Raw genomic sequence first — 18641 nt, 5'->3', positions numbered from 1 at the left:
TACTTTATGTTAACATCATATTTCTCTTTTGTGTGAATTACTTTTTCGGGCAATAAGGTTTACCCTCTGGTGTTAAGATAGGTGTAATAGAAGCAGCGTACCCTTGGTTTGTATTCATAAATTGGCAGCCTGTCGCTGTATCTTCAAAAATAGTGATATCACTTGCTATTTTATCTTCTCCTATTACTTTCAACCTACCTAATGAAGCACCTGCTGAACTTTCACATGCTCCTAGTAGCATAACTCCAAGTAATACAATACCAATTGATTTTTTCATAGATATTCTCCTTATAAAAATAAAAGCGGTTTTTACGCCGCTTTATTCTTTAGATATTTACAGAAAGTGCTTTTACTACGTCACTAACAAATGCCGGATCAAAACCTGGTTTTACTTCAATAGAAGCTTCACCAATTTTAATTCGTAAGAAATCATCTTTATCTGTGTTGACATTATCTTGTTTGTTTGTTGACTTCTTAACAGGTTCTCCTGCTGAATTTAATAACGGTAAAACTAACTGAACAGTTTTAGCTTCTTGTGTATTTGCTACGACTTTACCTTTAATTACTTCAGCAACTGTTTCTTCTATTGTTTTCTCTAAACATCTAGCATTATGTATTTCTCTTAAAACCGCGATGTCTTGAATAAAGTAGATGCGATGCAAGTATTTATTTCTACCAAAATCATATCCATACTTTTCTAAAAGAGCAGAATATCTACATAATGTTCTGTTAGATATATTAAGTAGACTAGTTACTTCCTTTGCGAAATACTTTTTATTCTCTACCTTTGTCATAAAAATTCCCCTCCGTTTCTTAATAAGTACGAGCGGGTTTTACGCCGCTCCTACTTGGACATTATCTTTCTCAATTCGCTTCCAAATATCTTTGTTAATCTTCTTCGGAATCGTAATTGAATTGATAATGAAGTCTTTTTGGTTTCGTTGCCAGTTCATCTGACCCTTTATACCAACCTTCATTATCATTCCTGCGACTAAGCCTTCTTTTACCTGCTCATAATGGGATGGGAACAGTGTTAAACTACGTTCACCCTCTAATGTATCAACTCGTAAGAAAGCCATGTTGTCTCCCTTTTTTGTGCGTATAACGCGTGCTTCTGTAAGAGCTACCATTGTAGTATGAGTAGCATCATCTAGCCCTTCCCAATCTGTAGGTTCAGCTAGTCGATCGAGAACGTGTCCGCTAATATATAGACCAAGTACTTCACGTTCTTTTTCGAACTTAATACGGTCTGTATATTTTGTAATTTGTTCAATTAGTTCTGAATCTGGTGCTTCACCGCGAATATCAAACATATGGGCTAAATACTCAAAGCGGTTATTACATAGCCCTTCAGCTAATGCATCAAACGCACCTGAATAACATAATGATGTGATAGCTTTCTTATTGAAGTTCTTCTTAGGGATACGTTTTATTACATCTTGTGCTGATGTAAATGGTCCACCAACAGCAACAGAACCTACTACAATCCCTAAATCAGGAGTAGCTGCGATTTCATCTGCTTCCTCTTTTGAAATTACAGTTTCTAATCCATCTTCATCACGAACAGCAGGAGCCATTCGTGGTTTTCTTTCTTCAATAATTGCTTCTAGTGTTGCTTCTCCAAGACCTTTGATAGCACCTAATCCAAATCGAATTGCATTCTCTCCTTCAATCGTAAATCCAATTTCTGAACGGTTAATATCCGGAGGTAATACTTCAATTCCCATATCTCGAATTACTTTTACTAATTTAACAACCTTATCTTCCTCTGTATAGAATACTTGAAGTAATGCAGTCATGTATTCTAGAGGGTAATTAGCTTTAAGGTAAGCAGTTTGATAAGCGATATATGCGTAACATGCAGCATGAGATCGGTTAAATGCATAACCAGCGAATGGACGTATATCATCACAAATCTTTGTAGCTACCTGAGTCGGTACGTTATTTTGCGTTAGTCGATTATGAAGTTCTTCTAATGCTGGCTCTAAGATTTCTATCTTTTTTTTGCCGACCGCTTTACGAAGAACGTCCGCTTCCCCTTTTGAATATCCAGCCATTTCAGTAGAAACCTGCATTACTTGCTCTTGGTAAATCATAATAGAGAACGTATTGCGTGTGATTTCATCAAAAGCAGGATGTACTTGAGGTACTTCTTCATGACCATTCGCCAATGCAGTGTATTTCGGAATATAATCCATTGGGCCTGGGCGGTATAATGATACACCTGCAATTAATGTTTCAAAATCTACCTTGTTTAGACCCATAAACATTTTCTTCATTCCGTCAGATTCGATCTGGAATACTCCATCCGTTTCTCCTCTTTGAATCATATCGAATGTTTTTTGATCTTCTGGTATCAGATTATCTACATCAATTAGATACCCGTATCGATCCTCAACCATTCTTCGGCAAAGTTCAACTACTGATAAGTTTTTAAGTCCTAAGAAGTCAAACTTAATATATCCTTTAGCTTCTAAAGTAGGACCATCATATCCCGCTATACTTTCTCCGCCTTTTCCTCTTACAAGCGCTACTTCATTTGTAATTGGTTCAGCAGTTATTAGCATTCCACAAGCGTGAATACCTTGAGTACGTGGCATACTTTCTACTTCTAAAGCTAATTCGAATAGTCTTGGATACCTTTTCGCATAAGCCTTTACTTCTTTAATCTCTTCTAAAGCTTCAGAGATAGGCATTACTTTACCTTGATGAGAAGGAATGTATTTGTTTAGTTCATTAATTTCATTATGATCAATACCAAGTGCTCGACCAATATCTTTTAATGCTGATTTAGTAGATAGAGTACCGAATGTTGCAATCTGTGCTACTTTATCTGCACCATATTTCTTAGTTACATATTCAATTACTTCATGTCGTCTTAAGTAATCGAAATCGGTATCTATGTCCGGGAAACCAGGGCGTTCCGGATTAATGAACAGTTTTGTTATCGACAGGCTCTTTATCCTGCCTTCTGCAAGTTTCCCTGCAGCTCAGACTATATCATTACAAAAGATTGTTTCTTTCTATTTAAGTAGTAGTGTGAATCTGCATATATCCATTCACCAAAAGACTGTATTTCTTTCTGTCTATAAAGTTTCACATAGAATTTACCGCCGCGAACGTCTTCTGTAATCTTTGGATGGTATCCAAAAGATTCTAGTTCTGACTTCAATCCTTCTGCAAAATTAATAGAAGCGGTTGTAAACGAAATGTGCTTGTATGGTCTATGTAGAATAGAACCATCAGCTTTCTTCTGCTTTACAACATTTGTGAAGATACTTCCATCACCATCAAATAATCCTCTAATAAAATGATGTGTATGTTCTTTTGCTATCTTTGGGTATTCAACTGAATAAGTCTTTCCATGCTCTATTCCATAACCTTTTAGAGTTGCAATTGCTTCTTTATTCGTACTAACAATGGCATAAGAAACATTGTGCTCTTCCTTATACGGTTTGTTTGCATACAGTTTTCTGTCTGGTGACATCAAAGGGTGCAATTCTTCAACAATTTGTTTATCCGATAATCGAAGCGTCATTCTCTCCTCTTTATTTTCTTGTTTAGATATGCAACCGTCTGTAAGAATCAACCCTAACAAATAAAAATGAAGTTCATCATTGATACTCATAAAATCAGGATCATGTATTTTTTGTCTAAAAGATATTGAACACCCTTTAGTACAAAAACGAGCTGTTTTTCTTTTAGCTAAGACTTCAAATTCATTTCCGCAGTTTTCACAAGTTAATGTTTTCATAGTTGGCATGATATCGTCTCCATCCTTGGACTTTCTGGATTCACGATAACCACTTAAATATATAAAAATCAATGTTTTGTATTGGGCGCTCGTGTCCGCTTCATCACTGTTCTAGTGGTATACGATTAGTCGTTGCACCTTCTGCATATCCCTATGCAGCTCGGCTCAGGATTACCATATGCTTCATAGCACGTAGGCTTCCCCTGAATTCACCCAATTTAACGAACGCAATCAGTTTACGTTCAAATAACAGATTGTAACGAATCGGGTCTAAGTTAGTAATACCTGTTACGTATGCTACAAGTGAACCTGCAGCTGAACCCCGACCAGGACCTACTAAAATATCATTACGTTTTGCAAAGTTAATATAATCCCAAACTATTAACATATAAGCACTGATGTTTTTGTTTTTAATTACTTCTAGCTCATAATCAAGTCTTCGTTTATATTTTCTATACATTTTGTAGAAGTTTTTCCCTACAAAGTTACCCTCTGCAATTTTCTCCATTAAGCCCTTATTTGAAATATGAGCTAAATAACTATCGAAATCGAAGTCATCTGGTACTTCAAACTCTGGATACTTAATGCTTGATTCATCTAAATCAACATGACAAGAATGAGCTATGTTATAAGCATTAATCAATGCTTCTTCAGGCATTCCCATCGCCAACATTTCTTCGGCAGAATAGAATACACAATGCTCATAGACATCAATATCGGATTCATCTTCATCTTTGCCTTTATTAATAGAAGTAATTGCTTTATGAACTGGACGATCTTCAGGACGTAACATATGTGCATCTGAAGTTGCTACTAGAGGAACGTCTAATTCTTTCGACCACTCTATTAAAATATTATTTACAAGGATTTGTTCCTGCATTGTGCTAGGCTGAATTTCAAGATAGAATTCATCAAAACATTTTTTGTAGAACTTAATATGATTCTTTGCAACACGGAATTTACCTCTACGAATTAATTGTGGAATTGTTCCACCAAGACAAGATGAAGTTGCGATAATTCCCTTACCATACTTCTTAATGTCACCATAATCGAATCGAGGTTTCCCGTAGAATCCTTCTACAGAACCAATCGTTGTTAATTTGATTAGGTTTTTATAACCTTCATTGTTTTTAGCAATCATAAGCAAGTGAGCTATTCTAGGAGACCATTCAAATAAACGCTTTTGTTTGTCATCTTGCTTTCCTGATAAATACCAACGAGTAGATTTTTTTAATGCATCAAACGCTGCTGGATCCTTTTCATTTAACTTCGCCAAGAACTCAACGTGTTCAGGTTTTGTAGTTTTACCTTTAGTGAAAGAATCTCTTTGCTTCTTTTCAAAAGCTATATATCCTTCACTTTCTAATTTCGCTAGTTCTTCTTTTGTACGATACGCAACATCAGTGTAGTTGATTCTATCAAAATCTGCTTTTTTCCACTGTTTTCTAGGGGCGATGTATCCTTCCATTCCTAAAACGGGATGAATACCAGCTGCCTTACATTTTTTATAGAACTGAATATGAGCGAAACATGTACCATGATCACTTACACCAATTGAATCCATACCGAATTCTTGAGCTAATTTTATCATTGGATCAATACGACAGAATCCATCTAACAAACTACCTTCTGGTGTATGTAAATGTAAATGCGCGAAAGGTACTATTTTGTTATTTGTTAGTGTCATCGTCATTCTTCTTCGTCCTCGTCTTCTTCATGCTCATCAATACCCTCAATATCTTCGATTATACTTTCAATATAATCCTTGACGTTTGTATTGCTTTTAAATTTATAGAGACCGCCTGGATTTTCATCCATATTACCCCAAGAGTCATGAAGGTAGTACTCATTTTGTCTTGTCATATTTTCAAATAGATAGATTGCAACTAATGCGCCTAGCTCTATAAGCCCATCATATTCATAGGCATAATCATCTGAAGAGTCAAGATACGCCAACGAATACATATACGCTTGTTCTACTATAAAAAAGTCATGGAACTGCAAAGGTAAAGTAGTTCCTGTGTTACGACGATATTTAAATGATTCGGAGCTATCTATTCTAGATGACCCGATTAACTCTTTCTTCTTTCTTAGAAAAGCTGTCAGTACTTCAGATAACAAAGACATATCGCTAACTACTCTATTGTTGTTTATATTGTAGGTAGCTGAAGCTTCCTTTTGAAAAAGTTTAGGTATAACCATTTCCTTACCAATATCTAAAATCTTCATAGAAGAAATAAGAATGTCTTTACCTGCGTCTATTTGTGTTACTTGTTTTGTTGCTAATTGATTAATCCCATACAAAAGGGTCTGGATAAGAATCTTACCATCCATCTATTTCTCTCCTTCCAGAAAAACAAGGGTAGCCGTAGCTACCCCATATTTTCTTCGTAAGTACGGTATTAAACCAAACCCGCTACCACTTTTCCTTCTACTACATTGAATGCAAGTTCAAATCCTTCTTCTTCAACTAAGTAAGAAGCAAGTGAAGATAAGATATATGCTGTGTATTCGTGAGCATATTCTACAGGCTCTGCGAAACCTAATACATTTGCTTTTGTAAAGAAAACAGTAGAGAATGCAACTTCGTATAATTTAATTGTGTTAGGATCTAAGCTAATTATTTCACTAGCAGCATCCTCATTGATGATTTCCTCAACGATTTCATTAAGAATACCTTTGATTTTTTCTTCGTTTGTTTTAGCAGCTTGTTGCTCTACTACTTGTCCTTTAATAGAAGCAGAAAGGTCAAACGCTGGCTTAGATTCAGCTTGAGCTTTAATACCCTCTACCAGATTTTTGTAAGCAACTTGTTCTTTAATAGAAGCAGAAATATCAACTTGTGGTTCTGGTTTGATATAAGGAATAAATACTGGTTCGATTTTTGCTTTTGGAGCTTGTTGACTAATAAAGTTAGAAAGTTCTTGAGCAGTGAATTGAGAAACTGATGATGCATTAGGTGTAGGCTCTTGTTTCGCTTCTTCACAAACAGCTTCTTCTACATCAGCAAATAATGCTTCAAGTAATGCCTCAACAATAAGACGAGGACCTACTTCGTTAAGTGCTGCAACAAGTTCTTCGCCTTGTGGATGGATTTCCATTAATGCTTTGAAGTCCAATACTTCTTGTGGAGTTGCATGGATTAAAGATTTTGCTACCGATTCGATATATTCTTTAGTTAAAGTTAATGTTTTCATAATTAAAATCCTCCTGAGTTATCTCTTAGTGTGTTTGATTATTTGTTACTGGTTTTACATAGTGTTCGATACCTACAATGTCAAACACATGAAGCTCTACTCTAGTTGAGAAATGCTTAATAACGTTTAGGACGTCTTCTTGTGTTTTTAATGTACTAGGATCTAAGATGTACTTACTTCCTCCAATAAGGAAATCAGATACATCAGGTATAACTACATCAGGTACTACATCCGGAATAATACCTTCTACCGGTTCTAATTCTTCAGTTGTCAACCTGTTCATCTCCCTCATGATTTGGTTTACTGTTTTTTGGTTTTTGTAGTCTTTTAGATTACCGACTGTCTTTCTGTCTTTGATGACTGTCGTTTATGAGATAGTCGATAACCTAAATGGATGACAAAAACTTTATAGGTGACATCTACTCAGGTACTTACACTTTTGGTTAGCTGCCGAGTTGTAGTAGATCATAATATACCTACCCTACTGCCGAAGATAAGACTTCAACATGTAGGATAGGATAAATGTAATGACACTTTACTTTTGTATAAGTACCTGAGAGATTATGAGTCACCGCTGTTTTTACATAAGGTTTCCCTTCATACGAACACAATGTTAATCCTGCCCAACACTGTATTGTCCGTAAGCTACGTTCTCGTAAGAACCAGGACTCCACCCGACCTTTCTTTGCAAGAGGTAGTCGTCACCTCTCTAAGACTCCTCTCCCGGACGTAAACAGCGGAAATTCCTTGACTGATGGAGAGTACGCTGATTTTATGCATTGGCTCAGCTCACCTTACCTTTTATTTCGAGTCGATTTAAGGGCATTCGACCGTTATTCTTTTTTCGCTTGTACAAACACAACCATTTGAAATCGAAAAGTCAATAGGTCGGGAGAAAATAGTATTCTTAAAATTTTTAGTAAATAAAAAGACGCTATTCAGCGCCTTCTTCCGGTAGTATATTAATCTCTCTAACTAACACACGCAGAGGTTCATATCCATGCGGTACAATAATATCTGTACCTGCTTTTGATTTAAATTTACATTCTCTTTTTAGAGCAAACAATTTTCCACTTGCAATAACAATGTCACCTTTCTTGGCGCCGAGATTCCTCCATAAAACACCAGGTACTAGAATTAGTAATTCACCAAGACCATCTTCAATTGTTACATAGGAAAGATCTCCTTCTGTTTGGTCATTGTATTTATACATGTCAAAAACAAGTTTGATTCTTCCACCACAAACTATATCCTGTCCATCTTCACCATTTGCCTGAAGACTGTAGGAGAATCCACTAATATGTGGTTGAATCTGTTTCATTAACTTGGCTGCTTCTTCTTTTGTTAGTTGCATGTATATTCGCCCCTTTCATATTTATCTAAGAGTTGGTTAACAAGCCCGTCTGTGATCTTATTATGCTCTCTTGGTATGTGCTTTAACTCTACATTAGGGATACTATCTAATTTACTAATTAAATCTAAAACATATTCTTTAAATACTCTTTGTTGTGGTAGTTTTTGTTGAATGTGTTGCACCATTGATGCACAATCAGTAAGAAATATTATTCTTTTAGCTGAAGCTCTATACTTCTCTACAAATAGTAACGCTTGAAGTAATCCATGATACTCAGCAAATGTAGAATTAATATCAATCTTTTCACCAGAAGGTAATTGAATTGAGTTACCAATAAAAGAAGACTCGTGTGTTAACATCTTCTGATCACCGTAAATTGCAAAAGCACTTGCAGCGATAGATTCTTGACTAACATCATGATTGTTTCTTACACCACCATCAGTAAAAACAATAATAGTTTCATAGCTTTTTCTAAATGATTTTCTTGTTTTTAACTCTTCTAACAAAGCGCCTACATCATAGCCATTTTCCTTAAGTTCTTTCAATAGCATATCTTGCTTTTTAGAAATTTCTTTTGCTTTGTCTTGCTCCCCGCGTTCCATATGTTCTTCAAAAGAAAAAAACAGATGGCTAAAATCCTGAGCCATCTGCTGATTTGAATTAAGCAATAAATTCATCGATTACACTCTTCTTATTTAGGAACGTGCGAGTAGTACCTTGCTGTGTATCAAAAGTAACTGCAAAGTATTTTAAGCCGGGAAGCTCTTCGTTTTCTGTATTAGCTGTTAATAAGATATTGGCAAACTTAAATAGTTCAGTAGCAGCATTGATGTTTGTCATGATATTTTGTGGATTTGATACAGCTGCTTCATCACAACTTAATTCAGTTGGAAGCTTATCTCCACCTTCAAGAATTTCAGGAAACATTTCTGTAACTGTTGGTGTGCGGAACCAAGAACTGTTATACAGTGAAGATGAACTACTTCCTTTTCCAGGAACAAAACCACAAACAACCTGACCGTTTAAGAATTCATTACCACTACTTAAAGAATATATACCACGAACTTTTTTCTTTAAGTTTTGAACTGCTTCATGAATGAAGACACGAGTTTTGTTATTATCCACGCAATCAACAATAACTGGAATTTGAGTGTTAATGTCAGTACAACTAGCAATTACGATGTCTTCTAACATCTTAGTAGATGTAATGTATTGGTCCAGGAATCGAATATTTGTCTGGAAAGCAACTCCATATCTAGTAGCTAAAACTTCTGCTTTGTTACTATCAAGATCTTTTTCAACAAAGTTTTGACGATTAAGATTAGATAAGCTAACTTCATCTTGGTCTATAATAAGCAGTTTGTGTTCAGGTAATCGCTCAATGCGACGTAGTTTATTAGTAATAGAAATTTGTCGTGCTAAGTTTGGAATAAAATAACCACCTGTACCACCAGCGCCAACAACAACAAAAACTTTTGCCATTTGATAGCTAGTATTTAACGTAAAAGTTGGTTCTAAATTTAATTGAAATGCCATTATTTTTCTCCCTTCCTGTATAGCATAAAGTGTCGGGGCGTTAGCCCCGCACACATTTATTAAATTGCATTTTGTTTCATACCATTAATGGTAGATTCAATTACTTGTGAATAACCATGTCGTTCATATTCTGAACACAAATCATAAATATTGTCTCGAATATCTAACTTGTTTTTCTCATCAGGTAAATTCATGAATTGAATTACTTCAGCGTTTTCGAAACTTGAACCTGTAATTGTATGACCTGACATTAATCTCGAAGAAAGATCCTCTTCAAAAGCTGGGTTAAATGCATTCGGATCGTGTTCAAAATCCCATCCGATTTGGTCAAGCCGTCCATCGAAACGGGAGACATAACTTCTATTGTGGGGAAAGGTTCCTCGTCCGCCTATTGTTGGTAATGCTGGTACAACTCTTTTTGCAGTATGCTGCTCCATCCATTCAGTAGGATACTCAAGTTTCTTGAATGGTCCTTTAAACATATGATGTTCTTGATTGATAGAAGTTAATGGTTCTAAAGTTTCATCTTCAAAAGTAATAACTTCTGTCGTTGTCGTCGTTACCATTGGCCATTCAAATAATACATCAGGACTAATTTCAATTTTTGCTTCTCCACTTACATAACGGAACGCAAATTTTGGTTGCTGACTTGTAATATGTCCCCAAACACCATAAAACTGAGTAGCATTTTCATTTGCATCATCAGTTCCACTGAAATAAGCATTCATAACATGATGACTGTGTGTTTCACAAAGAATGCAAAGATTAGTTCTTAACCAATCCACTACAGGATCTTTATGAAACTCAGAAAGACCACCTTGGTTTTCTTGGCGTGGTACATATACAACTAGTTCTCCTTCTGATATTAAGCCCTTAACTGGTGAGTTATCAGAATAGACTTCCGGTAAACGTTTATTGTCTTTGTTCCAGAAGAATAATAAAGATGCTTCTGTTTTATCTTTTTCATAAACATCTAAATAGAAGCTAAGTGCCATCTGTAAAAACTTAAATGGAATCTTTGGAGCAATAAGTTCTGGACCTTCCTCCATAGTTTTTAAACCTGGAATTGGTTTCTTATATTCCTGAACCTTTACCTTAAAAATAGCAATTGGTGTTTTTTCAACACGGAATAATCCGTTTGCCGCAGTTACGTAATTAATCTTTTTCAAGGTGTCTGTGTTGTAATGGTCATTGTAAGCAAGATACCCTGTTACTTGACTCGCTAGTAGATTTGTAAGATTAAGTGTCATTATCTTTTCTCCCGTTCTTTTCTATTTCTATCAAAGATAGTTTTATACACTAGTATAAATCAGAAAACAACAGATTCCCCTACTAACAATGGTAATACACTATAATCTAGTGGAATCTATTAATTTCTAATAAATTAACATATATTCCATTAGAAACTAACGGAATATCCCCGGTAAATATGTTTTGATTGCAGTGTCTACATCCATTGTTCCAGCTGGTTTTAACGAGTCAAATGGATAAGAGTACGCCTCCCCTGCTTCTTTTGCTGCTTTTAATTTGTCCGCTTCATTCATCATGTGGTAAACAGCGCATTCTGTGTCTTCTGTATTTCCATTCGGATGTGTCCATTCAAATGGTTTTACACGGTTTCCTGATAAATCATAATTAAACGGCTGTGAAAAGAAGCGAGCCGGAATGCTTTGAATTGATTTAGGGATAGGTACCTCAGGTAAAGTCCTGCCCCAACAAATCCCATGACTAATACCAATGTTACAAAACGGTGCGTGGAACACCTTGTCTTTTAACGATAGGAGTTCATGCTTTATAACGTAAGTCATTGAATGAGTCAGTTTCTTTTTACCACTTTGATCTGTCATTACTTCAAAAACCCACAACATAGGTGGAATTGGTAGCGTAACTTCAGTAGGTAATTCGCTACTACGTCCGATATCAAATTTAACTACACGCTCTGTTGGAGGTGTCGTTAGTACATATCCTTCATAATGATTTTTACGATAATACTTAACAACTCCCCATTGAGAAGGAAGTAACGGTGTTTCCATTGCTTGTTCTTTCATGAAGATTTGCTGAATTGTTTCGATGTTTGTATTTTTAATTGCTTTAATACCATCTTTATTAACTGTTTCTACAGTTACTTTTTCTGGTTCTAAGACAATCGTAGTTTTTGATGTAACCATATTTTCTCCTCCAAGTTATCCTGTGTAATGTTGCATTGTAAGAATAGCTCTTTGCCTTGACATGTCTCTGTGTCTGAAAGAATAAATCGTGTAGAGTCCAGCGTTCAATTGAAGGGCTTTAAATATCTTATCAATATCAGTATTGATATAAATTTCACTTATTCCCTCTTCATTTATTCGAATGCCCGCATGATTGCCTGTGTTATCTTTAAGAATAAGATAACCATTTGGATGTCTACCCGTTTTCTTTAGAAGTTCTCTATTGAAAGAAAGGTTGCTTTTCTCAAATTGATACTCAGCAGCATGAATAAACACTGGTCCTGTCTCCTTGTCTTCTTCATTCTCGAAATATGTAGAAGAAGCCATGAAATCGTCGATGATTTTCTTATAATCCAATGTTTGATCTTCCTTGATAGTGTCAATAATAGACTTAAGAGTTTCATTTTCTTCTAATTGAATATCTTCCACTGGGTTCTCCAAAGAATCAACTAGATTCTTACAGATTCCCATATCTTCCACTAATTCCTCAGGGATAAGTGCAAGGAAGTCTTCATAAGAAGCCTTAACAAAGATGTTGTTGTTGATAATGAATGGGTTTGCCCCTTCTAAACTACGCGGTGATTCATCGTCATAACCCGTGTATTGACCAACACCTAGATACTTTAACTCTTCCGTATCAGTTGGAAGTGTTTCAGAAATCATAATTGGCTTAGCTACATAACTAGAATCATCGCTTATATCGTGCGACGAATAGATATGTACGGACGAACCAATATACATTAACTCATCTAGTGTAGGTGTTTTAACAAATACCTGACGGTTATGTTCTTTGCATAGTTCACGTAATTCATCATCCTCAATCAACGCAACTGGGATAACAATTTGGGAAAGAATCTCTTTAAGATGAATAATTCCAAAACGAATATGTTCTTCACGAAGAGATGCTTGAAGTCGCTCATCAAAAGCCTTAACTGCTTTGTTTAATACTTCATAATCTGCACGAAGATCATCGATATATTTCTTTTCTGAGTTCACTCGACTTATTAAACTACTAAAATACTGGAATTCCGTAGTAACTCCTACAGGCTTACCACTTCTGTCTTTTGGTAGGAATAACGGTCCTATAGCTGGAATCTCATTGGTTCTAAAAACAAGACTTTTATCTTCCCCTGCTGTACATACGTCACTAATTCGTGGGTTGTAGTAATTAGCACGAAACCTTCTCCAGAAATCATAATTGTATGACTGAAGAAATGAATCTCTAAAACGAGCCATGTTTTTATATTTAGCAAAGGTCTCAATCATTTCTGATGTGTTTTCGTCCATTTTTAAAGTGAATACGTCATTATGAACCACATCGCCACTAACTTGTTCATGGGAAATGTTGTAGTAATCCGAAAGACCCTGCATTATTTTATTTGTTACCTCAAAGAAAAACTGCTTAGATTGTTCTAAGTCATTAGTAGGAAGCTGTTCCAGTTTTCCCTGAAGTTCTTCAATAATCTCACTAAACTCATTATCTCTGACATGTGTTTTTAAAGTGAATAATATATTGAATATTCCTCTTCGAAATTGGACATCATTATTAATAATCATCCAAACTCTCCTTTCCCATTAAATATAATCAACATCGAAGGAGAAGACATTTGGCGTTTTATCAAGTTCGGATAAGTATCCACGATAATTCTTGTTATGTGCCTGTATGCTCTGATCCATGCTATTGATGGAGTTTGATGTTGTGTTATTTAAGATTGCTCCGAACTCTTCGAATGTTGATGGTGCCATTAAATCACTAACTACTGATGTGACTTCAGATGGCCAGAAGTTAGACTCTTGTACCGCTTCAAAACTTTCCATAACTCGCATTGGTAAAGGAAGTAGGGGAGATACTTTGTCTTCTGAAATGGTTTCAGCTTCAACAACAGATTCAGCTTGAACAGTTAAAACAACTGGTTCTTCCATTCTGCAAACCTCTCAATCTATTAAATTCAAACAAAATATGAGGGAAACCAGTGTATTAAACTAGTTTCCCCTAGAAAATAATTTATTCCATTTGTTTTTAGTGGATATAAGGAAAAAATGTTAGTTTCCCCTTAAATCTACTAAGCTACTTTAGCTAAACCAATAGCAAACTTACGGACAAACGGAACAACATTACCTTTTGTACCTGCTTTTGCAGTGAAAGTAACAACGTTTCCTTCACGAGTAATAGTTGGATTCTTTAGCTCTGGGAAGTTTTCAATCATAGCTGCTTCCAGTGCTTTCATGTCAGTATCTGCTGGTACATCTAGTTTAGTGTCCGCATAGATAACTTCTAACATATCAGAGCCTTTAGTTCCTGCTTTAGCCGTGAATGTGATTGTGTTCCCTTCACGAGTTACTGTAGGGTTCTTTAATTCAGGGAAGTTCTCGATCATTGCAGCTTCTAAAGCCTTCATATCAGTATCCGCTGGTACTTCTAACTTCGTATCTGCGTAGATAACATCTAGCATGTCAGAGCCTTTAGTTCCGGCTTTTGCTGTAAATGTTACTGTGTTCCCCTCACGAGTGATTGTTGGGTTTTTTAGTTCTGGAAAGTTCTCGATCATCGCTGCTTCTAATGCTTTCATGTCTGTGTTGGCTGGAACCTCCAATTTAGTATCTGCGTAAACTACATCTAACATTTCCATATTATCTGCTCCTTTTGTACCTGCTTTAGCTGTAAAAGTGATTGTATTGCCTTCTCGCGTGATTGTTGGATTCTTCAATTCAGGAAAATTCTCAATCATCGCTGCTTCTAACGCCTTCATATCAGTGTTAGCTGGTACCTCTAATTTTGTATCTGCATAAATTACATCTAACATGTTTGTCATTTAATTACTCCTCCATCGAAACCATTAGTTTTGGTTTTTTCAATAGTTTTTTTCGAATTTGATATATTTTTTTTGAGATTTTTTACGATAGACCAGATTCTAATTTTTTATCCCGAAATACACTAGAATCCACTAAAATAGGTCAAAAAAAGAGACCGCTGATGCGGTGAGCTTATTCCCACCCAATCAAAACAGGTCCTTTGAAATCTACCACTCCGCTTAATAACTCTAAGTGTGGTGTTGTACATTGCGGACAAATACTAAAAATACCTTCATAGTCCGTATGCGATTGTGGCATACCCGCTACATTAGTGAATTTATCGATTAAAGCAAGTTCGTAATCGCACATAATACAATTAGAAGTAGCTTTTGACCCTTCACCTTTTAGATGTTTTTTATAGTCCATTGGTACTAACATCAGTTCGTAACTCATTCAACTTATCCTCCCAATGATAAAGACCTGCTACAGAATCCTTATTTGTTACTGGCTTTAGTTCTGCATAGATAGTTATCAATTCTTCCCCTTCTAGAGATACAAGAAAATTTTTATTTTCAACATAGTAACCTCTAACGGAGATATATTCTTCTTTAAGTTTGGATGCAAATCCATTTTTATGACAATACAATGCAAAATAATTCTGTAAACGATTTTTAAACTTTGGTGCATTCTCCAAAAACACTTTGTACTGCTCGTAGTTGCTGAATGCTCCTTTACGAATCTTTATTGCATGTAGTGTTGGATAACTAACAAGGTTGTTGATTATATCTTCAACCATACTAGTCTTAGAAATGGTTTGAAAGATTTCAGTTGAGTCGAGTTTATTAGTAAGTTGTTGCACAGGATCAACTCCCCTTTATGTTCAACTAGCTTCCTGGTACTCGACTTGTGCTTCTGGTTTAGCGTACATCTTTAGTTGCTCTTGTTTTCTTACGTGTCGAGGAAGGAACATCTTTGCGCCGTTTAGACCATACGCAATCCTGTTCCAATCTGTCAAGATGGTTGTTTTTAGCAACTTCGGATTCTGAAGAATAACATTGTATGCTTCACGTAATGTTAAATCATCAAGTTCAATCCCTTGTTCTGTAAGGAAATCAATTGTGCTTCCACGTTGAGTTAATAAATCATCTAACCCATCGTCTGTTAACGCTAACAAAGCTTTGAACTCAGTAAAAGTAAAACGATCTCGTACAATGTGTTTAATTGTTGCTATCAAATCATACTTTGCCAATTTTTCTGCAACCTTTTCTCCTTCTGCGCTGTTAATTGTGTAAATAGTGATATTAAGGTTTTCCAAAAATACTTCCTCCTGATGTTTGCTTAATGTAGGTAACATAAGCACTTGATTTGAAAAATGCTAGTAATTTTATCAAAAGCACCACCACCTTTCATAAGTATTTGCAAACATCAGGGAATGCAAAAAAAGTAGGGGCTAACGCCCCTACCTGATTACGAAGAATCGTATCTCATTAAATTTTCCCACCTTTCAGATAAATGACATTATCGACATATTTCATTCATGTGACATATGAAAACATATCCTAATTTGTCGAATAAATAATACATCAACGATGTTAATATGGTTTTTTTAGCTAAAATGACATTTTTGTCATCAAAAAACCGAGGAAAATAATCACAAAAAAGGTTATTGCAATCGCTTTTTATCCCTTGTATGATGAAGTTAAGGAAAATCAACAGTATTAAATCAAATTTGTCAATACCTATTCGACAAATTTTACATAGATTAACCTTAAAAATACAAAAAAATAGGCCACGATGTTCGCGCATCGCAGCCTAGGACAAAAAACTAAAAAAAACAAGAACACATACAATTTCGTTTCGAGTCAAAATTGTAATGTAAAAAATAAAATTTCGATTTGTACTTATTGTATCATGAAAAACTATCATCTTCAATAGTACAAAATACGGTTCTTAACCTTTTTTAGTCTTTTGTCCCTAGTAAACTATTAAACTACTAATGGATCAGGAGGCTTTTTTCATGTCTAAAAAAAGAATCAACATAAAAGACGTAACAAACGAAGAGTTTTACAAATTACCTAAGGTACTTATCTGGAAGAAACAATACCGCGAGAACTTAAGTAGCGGTGCTAAATTACTATACATGCTAGTAAGAGACCGATTCAATTTATCTATATACACAACACAGATGTCAGTAGCTAATGGAAGTGAAGCTCCTGCTTTTATAGATGAAAAAGGTGACATTTACTGTATTTTAGATAATCAGGAAATCGAATTCTCATTAAACATATCAAACAAAACAGTTACTAAGTTCATGGACGAGCTTATAGCTGAGGAATTAGTATCAACAGAGGCAGTAGATGGTGGCGCTAACAGAATCTACTTGAATGAACCAGATTCTAGTGGAGCGTCGCTAGCGCATTTTCTAGGTGAAAAAGAATACTACAAGCACGTTAAGATGCGTAAGAAAAAGAAGAAAGAACCATTAAAAACACTAGAAGAGTGTATAGCTGCTGCTAAGGATAAGTATGGTGTGAAAAAAGAGGGTAGTAAAAATTCCACCCCTGGGGAGGGAGAAATTCCGGTACCGGGGGTAGGAGAAAATACACCCCCTAGTGACGGAGAAATTCCTCCCCCAGGGGATGAAGATATTCCAGCCCTAGGGGAGGAAAAAGTACACACTAATGATCTTTATTCTAGTTATCCTTATCCTAGTGAGATTTATCCCAACGAGAATGACCCCAACTTAAATAAGTCTTCTAAATCTAAAACAGAGGAAGAACCATTAGAAGACGAACAAGGAGAGACTATCGTTTCTCGACGCAATAATTATGCCTTATTAGATTCTATACTTGAACAAGTTAGAATATGTCCAGATTTAAAAGCACTTAACGTTGTAAAGAAAACACTTGCAGAAGCTGAAATTGCATCATTCCATAAGGTAGATGTACTAAACGCCATAGGTAGACATGCTATGAACGTTAAAAAGTATTTATCTCAAGGTGAAGTAATCGAATATGAACCAGCATTTTTCGCTAATAATCTAGTAGACCGTATTAGAGAAAATGCTATGAAGCGCCAAAATGAATCAGAGAAACAACAAAAGTTAGAAGACCAGAAATCTTTTGAATGCAACGAATCAGCAGTATACAATTGGCGTGAAGCAAAATAAAAAGTGGATTCCCCTAGAATAAATTAAAATGTAATAAAAAATCATAAAATGTCGGGGAAATCTACTATATTTTGTTGGTAATGTGTGCTAAAATGAATCTCGAACACATATAATAATAGTTTTTCGAGAGGAGTTTCGATTTATGACACTAAATTTAATACTTGGAGTAGATGCAGGTCTGAATGCAGTTAAAATTGTTGGACCTAAAGGAGAAGGATCATTCCCTTCAATTACTATCCTTGAGCCACCAAAAATGATGAAATTCGGAAATGCACTAGGGATCCAAAACAGATTTGAATTAGCAGTTAATAATGAAAGATATATTTTAGGAGACCATGCTAAGTTTATTGAAACATTCAATCCACTAGGCGTTGATAGCCATAGTAGCACTGGTTCTAAAAATGATGAAACTGCATTTATTCGCGCATTAGGTGGAATTTGCCTATACTTAGACAAATATGAGAAGTTCGACGATGAAGATATTAACGTTTATTTAGCTTATGGAACACCACTAGTAAGCGCTTCTGAATCTGAAGAACTAGAAGAGATTGAAACTAGATTTAAAAACAATGGTAACCCAATTGAAGTTACATTCAATGACGTTCCTTTAAATATTCGTATTAAAGATATT

20 protein-coding genes and 1 pseudogene are annotated in these 18641 nt (G+C 35.5%); 2 read left to right on the top strand and 19 right to left on the bottom strand.

Translation table 11 applies throughout. The features are described 5' to 3' along the window. Positions 1–37: 37 nt before the first annotated feature. From ASE54_RS28325 to ASE54_RS28235, 19 genes are all read right to left on the bottom strand, one after another. Positions 38–277 carry a DUF6440 family protein gene (locus tag ASE54_RS28325; RefSeq protein WP_000748200.1) on the bottom strand — a complete coding sequence of 80 codons (240 nt, stop codon included), beginning with the start codon at positions 275–277 and terminating at the stop codon, positions 38–40. A 49-nt stretch (positions 278–326) separates the two neighbouring features. Then, positions 327–794, bottom strand: a complete 468-nt coding sequence (locus ASE54_RS28320) for a hypothetical protein (protein ID WP_000169680.1) — start codon at positions 792–794, stop codon at positions 327–329. 39 nt (positions 795–833) lie between these two features. Beyond that, complete coding sequence (gene dnaE / locus ASE54_RS28315; RefSeq protein ID WP_080548771.1) at positions 834–2933, bottom strand: DNA polymerase III subunit alpha; 2100 nt, start codon at positions 2931–2933, stop codon at positions 834–836. 62 nt (positions 2934–2995) lie between these two features. Beyond that, positions 2996–3763 (bottom strand): LAGLIDADG family homing endonuclease, encoded by a 768-nt coding sequence (locus tag ASE54_RS28310; RefSeq protein WP_001142742.1) that lies wholly within the window; start codon positions 3761–3763, stop codon positions 2996–2998. Between the two features lie 142 nt (positions 3764–3905). Beyond that, positions 3906–5447, bottom strand: coding sequence for a PHP domain-containing protein (locus ASE54_RS28305; protein ID WP_000178916.1), 1542 nt, complete (start codon positions 5445–5447; stop codon positions 3906–3908). Then, positions 5444–6088, bottom strand: a complete 645-nt coding sequence (locus ASE54_RS28300) for a hypothetical protein (protein ID WP_000348751.1) — start codon at positions 6086–6088, stop codon at positions 5444–5446. The genes ASE54_RS28305 and ASE54_RS28300 overlap by 4 nt, the downstream gene beginning before the upstream one ends. A 68-nt stretch (positions 6089–6156) precedes the next feature. Next, entirely contained in the window at positions 6157–6951 is a 795-nt protein-coding gene (locus ASE54_RS28295; RefSeq protein ID WP_000855128.1) for a hypothetical protein, read from the bottom strand. Between the two features lie 25 nt (positions 6952–6976). Next, positions 6977–7234, bottom strand: coding sequence for a hypothetical protein (locus tag ASE54_RS28290; protein ID WP_226790174.1), 258 nt, complete (start codon positions 7232–7234; stop codon positions 6977–6979). A 651-nt stretch (positions 7235–7885) separates the two neighbouring features. Further along, entirely contained in the window at positions 7886–8305 is a 420-nt protein-coding gene (locus ASE54_RS28285) for a hypothetical protein (protein ID WP_001177565.1), read from the bottom strand. Further along, positions 8296–8982 (bottom strand): reverse transcriptase-like protein, encoded by a 687-nt coding sequence (locus tag ASE54_RS28280; RefSeq protein WP_001050741.1) that lies wholly within the window; start codon positions 8980–8982, stop codon positions 8296–8298. Before ASE54_RS28280 ends, ASE54_RS28285 begins: the two co-directional genes overlap by 10 nt. Then, entirely contained in the window at positions 8966–9841 is an 876-nt protein-coding gene (locus tag ASE54_RS28275; RefSeq protein WP_000885434.1) for a ThiF family adenylyltransferase, read from the bottom strand. Before ASE54_RS28275 ends, ASE54_RS28280 begins: the two co-directional genes overlap by 17 nt. Positions 9842–9900: 59 nt before the next feature. Beyond that, the gene (locus ASE54_RS28270; RefSeq protein ID WP_000174336.1) at positions 9901–11091 is read right to left on the bottom strand and encodes a hypothetical protein; all 1191 of its coding nucleotides are present in this window, start codon (positions 11089–11091) and stop codon (positions 9901–9903) included. A gap of 156 nt (positions 11092–11247) precedes the next feature. Beyond that, a complete protein-coding gene (locus ASE54_RS28265) occupies positions 11248–12009 on the bottom strand; it encodes a hypothetical protein (RefSeq protein ID WP_000258786.1) in 762 nt (253 codons plus the stop codon). A 15-nt stretch (positions 12010–12024) separates the two neighbouring features. Then, positions 12025–13605: a hypothetical protein gene (locus tag ASE54_RS28260; protein ID WP_000586245.1), complete on the bottom strand. Its 1581-nt coding sequence runs from the start codon at positions 13603–13605 to the stop codon at positions 12025–12027. A gap of 18 nt (positions 13606–13623) precedes the next feature. Further along, a complete protein-coding gene (locus ASE54_RS28255; RefSeq protein WP_000392413.1) occupies positions 13624–13971 on the bottom strand; it encodes a hypothetical protein in 348 nt (115 codons plus the stop codon). A gap of 140 nt (positions 13972–14111) precedes the next feature. Continuing rightward, complete coding sequence (locus ASE54_RS28250; RefSeq protein WP_000183580.1) at positions 14112–14861, bottom strand: hypothetical protein; 750 nt, start codon at positions 14859–14861, stop codon at positions 14112–14114. A 172-nt stretch (positions 14862–15033) separates the two neighbouring features. After that, complete coding sequence (locus ASE54_RS28245) at positions 15034–15294, bottom strand: hypothetical protein (protein ID WP_014895376.1); 261 nt, start codon at positions 15292–15294, stop codon at positions 15034–15036. Next, complete coding sequence (locus ASE54_RS28240; protein WP_001186810.1) at positions 15257–15700, bottom strand: hypothetical protein; 444 nt, start codon at positions 15698–15700, stop codon at positions 15257–15259. The genes ASE54_RS28245 and ASE54_RS28240 overlap by 38 nt, the downstream gene beginning before the upstream one ends. Positions 15701–15721: 21 nt before the next feature. Beyond that, on the bottom strand, positions 15722–16156 hold the full coding sequence (locus ASE54_RS28235) for an ArsC/Spx/MgsR family protein (RefSeq protein WP_000429378.1): 435 nt from the start codon (positions 16154–16156) through the stop codon (positions 15722–15724). A gap of 702 nt (positions 16157–16858) precedes the next feature. Here ASE54_RS28235 and ASE54_RS28230 point away from each other — a divergent pair. Together ASE54_RS28230 and ASE54_RS28225 are read left to right on the top strand one after the other, a co-directional pair. Continuing rightward, the gene (locus tag ASE54_RS28230) at positions 16859–18010 is read left to right on the top strand and encodes a replication initiator protein A (protein ID WP_000039126.1); all 1152 of its coding nucleotides are present in this window, start codon (positions 16859–16861) and stop codon (positions 18008–18010) included. Positions 18011–18152: 142 nt separating this feature from the next. Then, a pseudogene (locus tag ASE54_RS28225) lies at positions 18153–18641 on the top strand (hypothetical protein); the annotation flags it as partial.

It is taken from the genome of Bacillus sp. Root131 (assembly GCF_001429475.1).
Lineage (GTDB): Bacteria > Bacillota > Bacilli > Bacillales > Bacillaceae_G > Bacillus_A > Bacillus_A thuringiensis_S.
Note: the sequence above shows the minus strand (reverse complement) of the source record. Positions and strands in the feature narration are given on the sequence as shown.